Genomic DNA, 11,222 nt, shown 5'->3' on the forward strand with positions numbered 1-11,222 from the left:
CACGAGCAAGTTTGCCGTGACCCAATTGGTCGAGAAGGCAGACAGGAAGACAGCTTGGGAGTTCTTGCAGCACATGCTCGAGGCCGTGCCATATCAGGTTCACACCGTCCTTACTGACAACGGCATTCAGTTCGCGGAGCAGCCTCGGAACCGCAATACAATCTACTCCAGGCCCATGCGCTTCGACATGATCTGCGAGGGCGAGACCTTGTCCGCCATCGGTCCGAGGACAATGGTCGAGCGGCATTGAGCACCGCCTCACGAAGCCCAACCACCCGTGGAGTTTGGAGGGTCAGAAAACAGTCCGGTGGCCTGTTTTCCCGACAAACGGTCAGGTCGAGCGGATGAACCGCACGATCAAGGCCACGGTCAAACGCTTCCACTACGATAGCCACGATCAGCTCCGCACCCATCTCGCGGACTTCATGGCAGCCTATAACTTCGCCCGCCGGCTCAAGATCCTCGCCAGCCATGGTCCTCGGACCGATGGCGGACCATGGCTGGCCTTCACGCCTTACGAATTCATCTGCAAGATCTGGACATCCGAGCCCGACAGATTCATCCTAAACCCGATCCACCAGATGCCGGGACTGAACACATAGCCCTGCTCACCATGAACCCTGTTCCGCAGTCAAGCGGCCAAAAATCCGGCCCGTAGCTGAGACCCGGCTGTTAGTCCCTCAACTCGTGCAGGCGGTCGCCGACCAGGCGGCGGATCATCAGGAACTCCTCGGCCATGGCGATGCCGGGGCCGTTTTCCTCGACCGGCACGGCGCCGGGGTCTTCCTGGCCGTCGCGCATGGTCTCTCTCTGGCTGAGCCAGTCGATCAGCGGTTCGCGGGCCGAGGGTTCGAGCGCGGCGACCAGGCGGGCCAGCAGGCGGCGCTGCGCGTCCAGGCGCGCTTCCAGACTCTCGATCAGAGCGTGGTCCTTTTTCATGGTATGGGTCTCTCCTCAGACGGATTTCAGGGCGCGGTCCAGCGCGACGATGACCTTCTGCGTCAACCCCTGCGGGGGCGGGGGGGCGACGTCCGCCCAGCCCCGCGTACAGGCCTCTTGCAGGCTGAAGGGTGCGGGGCGACGCAGGCGCGACAGCTCGTCCCAGGTGACGGGACAGGCGACGGGTGCGCCGGGTCTGGCGCGAACCGAAAATGGCGCGACCGAGGTCGAGCCGCGTTCGTTCCGGAGCCAGTCGATGAAGATGCGGTCCTTGCGGCGGGCCTTCGACATCTCGGCGGTGAAGCGGTCGGGCTGGGCTGTCGCGGCCAGCGTCGCCACGCCGCGGGCGAACAGCTTGGCGGTGTCCCACCCGACGCTGCGGCGCAACGGCACGACCAGATGCACGCCTTTGCCGCCCGACAGCATCGCCCAGCATTCCAGCCCCAGATCCGCCAGCCGGTCGCGCAGGTCAAGCGCGGCGCGGCGGGTGGTGGCGAAGGACAACCCCTCGTCGGGGTCGAGGTCGAAGACCAGCCGGTCTGGCCGGTCCAGCCGATCGCGACGGGCGCCCCAGATGTGGAACTCGACCGTGCCCATCTGCACCGCGGCCACGAGGCCCGCGGCGTCCGAGCCGTAGGCATAGGGGTGCGTCTCGCCGTCGCTTTCGGCGATCGGCACGGTCTTCAGCGCGTCGGGAAAGCCCTTTCCAGGGTGCTTCTGGAAGAACCGCTGGCCCGTCAACCCGTCGGGCAGCCGCACCAGTGACAGCGGCCGGTCCTGCACCTCGGGCAGCATCAGGGGCGCGATGTCGCGATAGTACCGCGCCAGATCAGCCTTCGTGACCTTGGCATCCGGGAAGATCACGCGGTCGCCGCTGCTGAGGGCGATGCCCGCAATGTCCTCGCGATCCGTCGCCACCGGCTCCTCGACCTGCACCTGGCGGGCCGGCTTGTCCTCGCGCAGGCCCAGGAAGACGGCATGGCGCAGCCGTCCCTGACCGGTTGTTTCGGCGTAATTGACCTCGGCCACCAGACGCGGGTCGATCCAGGTGACGCCGCGGGCTTCGGCCTTGGGCGCCTGAACCGGCGGCTTCGCACGCTTCAGCGGCGCCATCCGCGCGGCCAGGTCCGCCATGGCGTCCTCGTCGAACCCGGTGCCGACCTTGCCCATATAGACCAGGTCCCGACCTCGGCGCGCCGCGACGGCAAGCGAGGCGAATGGCCGCGCGCGGCTGCTGCTGGCCTGCCAGCCGACAATCACGAATTCGCCCCGGTGGCGGCACTTGATCTTCAGCCAGTCGCGACTTCTGCCACCGCGATAGGGCGCGTCGCGGCGCTTGGCGATCACGCCCTCGCCGCCCGATCCGCAGATCAGGTCAAGTGCCTCCTGCGGATCACCGTCGATCACCGGCGACAGGTCCAGCGCACCCATCGGCGGCAGCGGGGAAAACAGCTGTTCCAGCGCGCGGCGGCGTTCGGTCAGGGGGCGCTTGCTCAGATCCTTGCCGTCCAGCTGGATCAGGTCGAAGGCGACAAAGCCGAACGGGCCGCCCGCGGCGATGGCATCCTGCAGGGCACTGAAGCCCTGCAGGCCCGCACCGGCCACAATCTCTCCGTCGATCAGGGCTGACTTGCAGTCCAGATCGTCGAAGGCGGGAACAAGGTCCGCGAAGCGGTCGGTCCAGTCGTGGCCGTTCCTCGTCCAGATCCGCGTACCGCCCTTGCCGAGCGCCGCCTGCATGCGATAGCCGTCCAGCTTCAGCTCGTGCCAATGGCTGCCGCTGTCGGCCAGATCCTCGGTCAGGGTCGCCAGCTGCACGGGGACTGGGCGCGGTCGGGTTCCAGTGCGATCACGCAGTCGGGGCGCCTTCTCGGCGGAGATGGCCGCGAAATCGCGCCCGGTGGCGATGCTGGTGCGATACGTCTCGACCGGATCGGCGCGGTGCGCGGCCTCGTCGTCGGACTTGATCAGCAGCCAGTTCTCGCGCTTGGAATCGCCGGTTTTGCGGCCCTTCATGCGGACCAAGTTCCAGTCGCCGGTCAGCCGCCGCCCATGGATGCGAAAGCGCAGATGCCCCTTCGACAGGCCGCGCGCCGCCGGTTCCAGCGGCTGCCACCAGCCCAGATCCCACAGCATCACGGTGCCAGCGCCATACTGCCCCGACGGGATCTGGCCCTCGAAGCGCAGATAGGACAGCGGGTGATCCTCGGTCCTGACGGCCAATCGCTTGTCTGACGGGTTCAGCGACGGCCCCCGCGTGATCGCCCAACTGAGCAGCACACCCTGCCATTCCAGCCGCAGGTCCCAGTGCAGCCGAGTCGCGTCGTGGTTCTGGATCGAATACCGCAAGCCCACATCCGACGGCTGCCCCTCATCGCGGGGTTCCGGCGTCGCTGCGAAATCGCGGCGTTCATGGTAACGGTCCAGCGCCATGTCAGGCCGACTTCGGCTTGGGCTTGGCGCGCGGCTTGGCCTTGGCGGGGGCCTTCGTGGACTTGCCGCCGTCCTTCTTCAGGCTATCCTTGAGCGCGGCCATCAGGTCCACCACGTTTTCGCCCTGCGGCCGGCTGTCGGCCTTGCCGCCGGTCTTCGCGCGCGGCGTCTTGCGGTTCTTGCGCTTCGAATCGATCAACTCTCGCAGCGCCTTGTCGTAATTGTCACGGAAGGCATCGGCCTTGAACGGCGCGCTCTTGCGGCGGATCAGCTGGGTCGCAACCTCCAGCAGATCGTCGTCGCTGGTGTCATCCTCGATCGAAGAGAACAGCGGGTCGGCCTTCTTGACCTCGTCCTCGTATCGCAGCGTCTCGAGCAGCAGGCCGTCGCCGCAGGGGCGGATCGCGCACAGGTACTCGCGCCCGCGCATGGTCAGCTGGCCAAGCGCGGTCTTGCCCTCGGCCCGCAGGGCGTCGCGCACCACGCGATAGGCATCCTCGGCCAGCTCATCCGTGGGCACGACATAGTACGGCTTCTCATAATACAGCGGCGGGATCTCGCACTGATCGACGAACTGCACCAGCTCCAGCGTCTTCTTCGTTTCCAGCTTGATCGAGGCGATCTCGGCAGGGTCCAGCAGCAGATAATCCCCGTCCCCGACCTCGTATCCCTTCATGATGTCGTCGCTTTTGACCGGTCCGATGCCCGCGACCGATTTTTCATACCGCACCGGCTTGCCGGACGGGCCGTGGATCTGCCGGAACGAGATCCGCGCGCCGGAACTGGCGGCGGCGTGCAATTCGACGGGTATGGCGACAAGGGACAGGCGCAGCTGCCCTTTCCAGACGGCGCGTGATGCCATGGCGAACCTCCGATCTGACAGGCGAACGCGGCAGGCGGGCCCCCGGTTCACGCCAACGTCACGGTCATGGAACATCGCCGCGCCGCACGTGTTTCCTGCCGCAAGCAACGGCGGACGTGAAAAAGATGTGGGAATGGATCGAGGCGAACAGCGGTCTGGTGCAGGCGACGATGTCGGCGGTGACGGCACTGGTATGGATGATCTATCTGCACATCATCGTGTCGGGACTGCGACGGCAGCGCCGGACCGAGATCCTGATCCACCTGGGCGGCGCCCGCGACCTGTCCGGGCGCATCCTGGTCAGCAACCTCGGCTTCGAGCCGATCTATGTACTGGAGATCATGCTGAACGTCTGGACCGAGAAGGGTGAGCGCATGTCATCGGTCGCCGACCGGACAGAAATCGCCCAAGAGCAGTACCAGACCCCGCGGGAGGCGACGCTTCAGGGCCCGCTGAAGTCGGGGGAATCGGTCGATATCGGCAGCGTCGTCGACCTGGTCGAACGGGCCAGGCACAGCAGCTTCGATGACATCGACGTGGGCGACCTGCACCAGATCGAGATCATCGTCGCGGCGGTCACAGCCGCCGACAGCGCCATCGCGGCGGCGACACGCGTCTTCAGGATCGCCGGACAAGACGACGACCTGAAGCTGTGTCCGACGACGCTGGATACCCAGCAGGTCAGGTCGCGCCGCCGCCGCAACAAGATCGAGGCAAAGCTGAAGTCGATGCTGTGACAGGCCTCAGTCGGCGCCGAAGAGGTCGCGGGTATAGACCCGCGCCGCCACGTCCTCGAGGTCCGGGGTCAGGCGGTTCGCGACGACGATCTGCGCGCGGCGCTTGAATTCGTCCAGATCGGTCAGAACGTCCGAACCGAAGAACTGGCTTTCGGTCATTGCGGGCTCATAGACGATGATCTCGACCCCTTTGGCCTTCAGCCGCTTCATGATGCCCTGGACCGCGCTCTGGCGGAAATTGTCGGACCCGGACTTCATGACCAGCCGATAGATGCCCACGACCTTGGGCTGCTGCGACAGGATGTGGTCGGCGATCACGTCCTTGCGGGTGCGGTTGGCGTCCACCACGGCGGCGATCAGGTTCTGGGGCACGTTGCTGTAGTTGGCCAGCAGCTGCTTGCTATCCTTGGGCAGGCAATAGCCGCCGTAGCCGAACGAGGGGTTATTGTAATGCGTGCCGATCCGTGGATCGAGTCCCACGCCGTCGATGATCTGGCGGCTGTCAAGGCCATGCGTCAGCGCGTAGCTGTCCAGTTCGTTGAAATAGGCGACGCGCAGCGCAAGATAGGTGTTGGCGAACAGCTTGATCGCCTCGGCCTCGGTCGAGCCGGTCAGCAGGACCGGCACATCGTCGTCCATCGCAGCCTCGGCCAGAAGATCCGCGAAGGCGCGGCCGCGGGGGCTGTCCTCGCCCACGACGATACGGGACGGGTGCAGGTTGTCATGCAGCGCGCGACCCTCGCGCAGGAATTCCGGGCTGAAGATCACCTGATCGGTGCCAAGCCGCGCCGAGACGTCCTTGGTGAAGCCCACCGGCACCGTCGACTTGACCACGATCACAGCGTCCGGCGCCAGCCGCATCACGTCGCGAATCACCGCCTCGACGCTGGAGGTGTCGAAGCGATTCGTCACCGGATCATAGTTCGTGGGCGTCGCCACGATCACGAACTCGGCGCCCTCATAGGCGGTTGCGGGATCCGTGGTGGCGGTCAGGTCCAGGTCCTGCGCGGACAGGTGGCGCGCCATCTCGTCATCGATGATGGGGCATTTGCGGTCGTTCAGCATCGCGACGCGGTCCTGATCCACATCCAGCGCGCGAACCCGGTTGCGCGCGGCCAAGAGGACCGCGTTCGACAGGCCGACATAGCCGATACCGGCCACGGCGATGTTCTTTCCCGACATTCAAATGCATCCCTTCCGTTTGGTCAGCCGCACCTTAGCGCGTGGCAGCGGCATGACAACCGCTGCCGTGCCGTTCAGTTTCAGTGCCGTGACAGTGCCTTGGCCTCTGCCCGCCGCGCATGCAAGAGGGGCTCGGTATATCCCGACGGCTGAGACGCGCCGGACAGCACCAGATCGCGCGCGGCCAGGAAGGCCGGGCCGTCGAAATCCGGCGCCATCGGCCGATAGGCCGGGTCGCCCGCGTTCTGGCCATCGACCCTGACGGCCATCCGGCGCAGCGCGTCCTCGACCTGATCGCGCGTGATCACGCCATGCTCCAGCCAGTTCGCCAGATATTGCGCGCTGATGCGGCAGGTGGCGCGGTCCTCCATCAGCTGCACGTCGTCGATGTCGGGTACCTTGGAACAGCCGACGCCCTGGTCGACCCACCGCACCACATAGCCGAGGATTCCTTGCGCGCTGTTGTCCAGCTCGCGCCGCACCGCGTCCTGGGGCAGCGGGCCATTGGCCAGGGCAGGCGTCAGCAGCAGGTCCAGGTCCGGCATCGGCTGCCCCTGCAGCTCGGCCTGCCGGGCGGCCACGTCGACCGCATGATAGTGCAGCGCATGCAGGACCGCCGCCGTGGGCGAGGGGACCCATGCGGTCGAGGCGCCCGACCGGGGATGGGCGATCTTCGCCTCCAGCATCTCGGCCATCGCGTCGGGCTTGGCCCACATGCCCTTGCCGATCTGCGCCCTTCCGCGCATCCTGGCTGCCAGTCCGATCAGCACGTTGCGGTCCTCGTAGGCCTGCAGCCAGGCTGCCGACTTCATGCCCGCACGGCCCACGAACGGCCCCGCCTGCATCGAAGTGTGGATCTCGTCCCCGGTACGATCCAGGAAGCCCGTGTTGATGAAGAATATCCGGTGGCGCAGGGCGTGGATGCAGGCTGCCAGGTTGGCGCTGGTGCGGCGCTCCTCGTCCATCAGGCCCAGTTTGACGGTATTCGGCGCCAGGCCCAGCACCCGCTCGACATGGCTGAAGACGCGGTCGGCGAAGGCCGCTTCCTCGGGGCCGTGCATCTTGGGCTTGACCACGTAGATGGCGCCCGCGCGGCTGTTGCGCGGGCTGTCCGTGCGGTTCAGGTCATGCAGCGCCGCCGCGACCGTGACCATCGCGTCGATCAGCCCTTCCGGCGTCGGCTGCCCGTCCTTGAGGACGACGTCCGTGGTCATCAGGTGCCCCACGTTCCGGACAAGCAGAAGCGCCCGACCCGGCAGCGTCAGGGTCGAGCCGTCGGGGCGCGTCACCTGCCGGTCATCCGCCAGCTGCCGCGTCATGGTCTTGCCTCCCTTCTGGAAGCTTTCGACCAGGTCGCCCTTCATCAGCCCCAGCCAGTTGCGATAGACGCCGATCTTGTCGGCGGCATCGACCGCCGCGACGCTGTCCTCGCAATCCTGGATCGCCGTCAGCGCCGCCTCCAGCACGACATCGCGCAACCCGCTGGCCGAGGCCGCGCCGATCGGATGACTGCGGTCGATCACCAGCTCGACATGCAGCCCGTGATGGCGCAGCACGAAAGCGCGGTCGGCGCCCTCGCTGCGGGTGCCGACGAAGCGCTCCGGTTGGGCCAGGCGCACCGGCTGACCGTCTACGGTCGCCATCAGCCCATCGGCGTCAGCATCGTATTCCGTGACATCCGCATGACTGCCCGACTGCAACGGGAAGGAATGGTCGAGGAACTCGGCCGCGCGGGCCACGACAGCATCGCGGCGGCTTTCATCAAAGCCTCCGGTCGGCACCTGTCCCATCGCATCGGATCCATAGAGCGCATCATAAAGCGACCCCCACCGGGCATTGGCCGCATTCAGGGCGAACCGGGCGTTGCTGACCGGTACGACCAGCTGCGGGCCGGCCAGCGTGGCGATCTCGGGATCGATGTCGCCGTTTTCTACGGCAAAGGGAGCGGGTTCGGGGGTCAGATAGCCGATCTCGGTCAGAAACGTCCGGTAGGCGGCTGCGTCCCAAGCCTGGTTTCCGCGCGCCTTGTGCCATGCGTCTATGCGCGCCTGCAGATCGGCCCGCCGGTCCAGCAGGGCGCGGTTGTCTTCAGCGAAGGCGTCCAGCAGCTCTGCATGCCCCTGCCAGAAGCGGTCGGGCGAGATGCCGGTACCCTCAAGCACCTGATCCTCCACGAAAGAGACGAATTCGGCGTCGATCTCCAGACCATGACGTTTCGTGGTGATGCGGTTCATGCCAGTCTCCTCAACCCGTGGGGCGTGCCGGCCTCCGGTCTATGTCAGCCGAAAGTCGCTGCCAAGACAGTTTTGGAAGTATTTTCCAATATTTCGTAAAAGGTGTGTTTCGGCCCCGGGGCGCCGCGGGAACCTGTTCCCGCAGCCTCCGGACCCCTTCGGTTGGGGTCCGGAGGCTTCCGTCGCGGTTTCGGAAGCCATGTCTGTTTCCGTCAACCGAATGTCGCAATTCTGCCAAAATGTCGCGTCATGGACGTTAAGGTTGTATTCACGTCTCGCCACCCCAAACCCCGAGCCAGCGCCATGACATTTGCCTCGTCCGCCAGCACGTCGACCGCAGACCTGATCGCCGCGCGCCTGCCGAACCATTCGCTGCCCCGCGACCTCTATTGCGGAGAGCAAGCCTATCGCGACGATCTGGAACAGATCTGGTACCGCGAATGGCTGTTCGTCGGCCCAACGTGCGAGCTGCCCAAGACCGGCAGCTATGTCACGCTGCAGGTCGGCGACTATCCGGTGATCGTGACCCGCGGCGCCGACAAGCGCATCCGCGCCTTCCACAACGTCTGCCGCCATCGCGGCCAGCGCCTGTGTGCCAAGTCGAACGGCACGAACCCCAAGCTGGTCTGCCCCTATCACCAGTGGACCTACGACCTCGACGGCAAGCTGCTGTTCGCCCGCGACATGGGCGAATCCTTCGATCCATCGAAATACAGCCTGAAATCCGTCCACTGCATCGATCTGGGCGGGATGATCTTCATCTGCCTGGCCAAGGTGCCGCCGGCCATCAACGACCTCGCCACAAACCTGACGCGCTATGTCGCCCCCTCGGCCCTGGCGGATTCCAAGATCGCCTTCACCTCGACCATCGTCGAAAAGGGCAACTGGAAGCTGGTGATGGAAAACAACCGCGAGTGCTATCACTGCGGCGGCTCGCATCCCTCGCTCTGCCGGACCTATTCCGACGACCCGCTGATGACGGTGATGGAGGGGCCGAACTCGGCCAGCCCCGAGATCCTCGACCACTGGGCCCGTTGCGACGCCGCTAACCTGCCGTCCCGCTTCGTGAACGCGCCCGACATGCAGTGGCGGATGGCCCGCGTGCCACTGATGGATACGCAGGAAAGCTTCACCATGTCCGGCAAGGCGGCCGTGTCGCGCCGCATGGGCACGATCCCCTGGAACGACGCCGGCAGCCTGATGTTCTATCACTTCCCGTCCAGCTGGAACCACTTCCTGCCGGACCACGCCATCGTCTTCCGCATCCTGCCGATCAGCCCGACCGAGACGCAGGTGACGACCCACTGGCTGGTCCACAAGGACGCGGTCGAGGGGCAGGATTACAACCTCGAAGATCTGACCCGCGTCTGGCTGAACACCAACGACGAGGACCGCCAGGTCGTCGAGGAAAACCAGCGCGGCATCCTGTCGCCCGCCTACGAACCCGGCCCCTATTCCCCCAGCCAGGAAGCCGGCGTCATCCACCTGATCGACTGGTATTGCGGGCTGATGGCCTCGCGCCTGAACATGCAGCAAGCGGCCGAGTAAGAGACCGATGAAGAAACCCCGCCTGAACTGGGCCGCCGAGCCCTGGTCCGACGACGAGCCGCTGGAATGCGTCATGATCGTCCCCGAAACCCGCGACACGGCGACCTTCACCTTCCGCGCGCCCTCGGGCGCGTGGTTCGACTATCAGCCGGGGCAATTCATCACGCTTGACCTGCCGGTTCCCGGCGGCAACATCCAGCGCACCTACACGATCAGCTCGTCCCCCTCGCGGCCGCTGTCGATCACGGTGACGGTGAAGGCGCAGTCGACCTCGATCGGGACGCGCTGGATGCTGGACCACCTGCAGCCCGGCATGCGCATCAAGGCCTTCGGACCGGCGGGGATCTTCAGCTTCCACCGCCACCAGGCGAAGAAGTACCTGTTCATCTCGGCCGGGTCGGGGATCACGCCGATGATGTCGATGACGACCTGGGCCTGGGATCAGGCGCAGGAAACCGACATCGTCTTCGTCCACGCCGCCCGCCGCCCGTCCGAGATCATCTTCCGCGACCTTCTGGAACATTACGCCGTCCGCGCCCCCGGCCTGCAACTGCGCCTGACCGTCGAAGAGCCGGAACCCTACCGCGTCTGGCACGGCTATCAGGGGCGCCTGAACAGCCTGATGCTGGGCCTGATGGCGCACGACTATCTGGAGCGCGAGATCTTCTGCTGCGGCCCCGAGCCCTTCATGCATGCCGTTCGAGAGATGTTGATCTCGATGGGCTTCGACATGGACCATTATCACCAGGAAAGCTTCGGCGCCCCTGTTGCCACCGAAGCCGAGGCCCCGGTCCTGGACGACGTCGCACCTGACGAGGACGCCCGCGCGCAGATCACGTTCACGGAAAGCGGCGTCACCGCCGCCTGCAACGAAACGGACACGGTCTTGGCCGTCGCCAAGCGCTCTGGCCTGAACATCCCCTCGGGCTGTACCTTCGGCCTCTGCGGCACCTGCCGGATCCGCAAGATTTCGGGCGACGTGCACATGGTCCACAACGGCGGCATCAGCGACGAGGACATCGAGGAGGGCTGGATCCTGGCCTGCTGCTCGAACCCCCTCGGCCGGATCGAAGTCGAGGTCTGACCTTCACCCGCCGTCAGGCAACATTGCTGCAATAGGCTGGACCGACCGTTCCGATCGAATTTCAGTGGCTTGCCATCGGTCGGGAGTAATGAGCGAAAGTTGGTGATGCCTCGGGGGGGGCGGCATATCATGGCGGTGATCAGAACGCCGTCAATTCTCAACCGAGAAAGGGATATGCCCATGCCAGAGACTACCATCACCCA

At 65.6% G+C, this 11,222-nt stretch carries 8 protein-coding genes and 1 pseudogene; 4 read left to right on the plus strand and 5 right to left on the minus strand.

From position 1 onward, the window contains the following. Window positions 1-602 (plus strand): annotated as a pseudogene (locus OC184_RS18130) (hypothetical protein); the annotation flags it as partial. 70 nt (window positions 603-672) lie between these two features. Here OC184_RS18130 and OC184_RS18135 read toward each other — a convergent pair. The 3 genes from OC184_RS18135 to ku are packed head-to-tail and all read right to left on the minus strand — an operon-like array spanning window position 673 to window position 4,234. Then, window positions 673-939 carry a hypothetical protein gene (locus tag OC184_RS18135; protein ID WP_265508557.1) on the minus strand — a complete coding sequence of 89 codons (267 nt, stop codon included), beginning with the start codon at window positions 937-939 and terminating at the stop codon, window positions 673-675. Between the two features lie 15 nt (window positions 940-954). Next, window positions 955-3,372 carry a DNA ligase D gene (gene ligD / locus OC184_RS18140; RefSeq protein WP_265508558.1) on the minus strand — a complete coding sequence of 806 codons (2,418 nt, stop codon included), beginning with the start codon at window positions 3,370-3,372 and terminating at the stop codon, window positions 955-957. A gap of 1 nt (window position 3,373) precedes the next feature. After that, window positions 3,374-4,234 (minus strand): non-homologous end joining protein Ku, encoded by an 861-nt coding sequence (ku, locus tag OC184_RS18145; protein ID WP_265508559.1) that lies wholly within the window; start codon window positions 4,232-4,234, stop codon window positions 3,374-3,376. Window positions 4,235-4,350: 116 nt separating this feature from the next. Here ku and OC184_RS18150 point away from each other — a divergent pair, with 116 nt between their 5' ends. Further along, window positions 4,351-4,971: a hypothetical protein gene (locus OC184_RS18150; RefSeq protein WP_265508560.1), complete on the plus strand. Its 621-nt coding sequence runs from the start codon at window positions 4,351-4,353 to the stop codon at window positions 4,969-4,971. Window positions 4,972-4,977: 6 nt separating this feature from the next. Here the strand turns inward: OC184_RS18150 and OC184_RS18155 are convergent, their stop codons facing one another. Both OC184_RS18155 and OC184_RS18160 read right to left on the minus strand, forming a co-directional pair. Then, entirely contained in the window at window positions 4,978-6,153 is a 1,176-nt protein-coding gene (locus OC184_RS18155) for a nucleotide sugar dehydrogenase (RefSeq protein WP_265508561.1), read from the minus strand. Between the two features lie 80 nt (window positions 6,154-6,233). Then, a complete protein-coding gene (locus tag OC184_RS18160; protein WP_265508562.1) occupies window positions 6,234-8,387 on the minus strand; it encodes a malate synthase G in 2,154 nt (717 codons plus the stop codon). A 303-nt stretch (window positions 8,388-8,690) separates the two neighbouring features. On the opposite strand from OC184_RS18160, the gene OC184_RS18165 reads away from it, so the two are divergent. Together OC184_RS18165 and OC184_RS18170 are read left to right on the plus strand one after the other, a co-directional pair. After that, complete coding sequence (locus OC184_RS18165; RefSeq protein ID WP_265508563.1) at window positions 8,691-9,935, plus strand: aromatic ring-hydroxylating oxygenase subunit alpha; 1,245 nt, start codon at window positions 8,691-8,693, stop codon at window positions 9,933-9,935. Between the two features lie 7 nt (window positions 9,936-9,942). Further along, a complete protein-coding gene (locus OC184_RS18170) occupies window positions 9,943-11,019 on the plus strand; it encodes a hybrid-cluster NAD(P)-dependent oxidoreductase (RefSeq protein WP_265508564.1) in 1,077 nt (358 codons plus the stop codon). The last annotated feature ends 203 nt before the right edge of the window (window positions 11,020-11,222 follow it).

The organism is Paracoccus rhizosphaerae (assembly GCF_026162645.1).
Lineage (GTDB): Bacteria > Pseudomonadota > Alphaproteobacteria > Rhodobacterales > Rhodobacteraceae > Paracoccus > Paracoccus rhizosphaerae.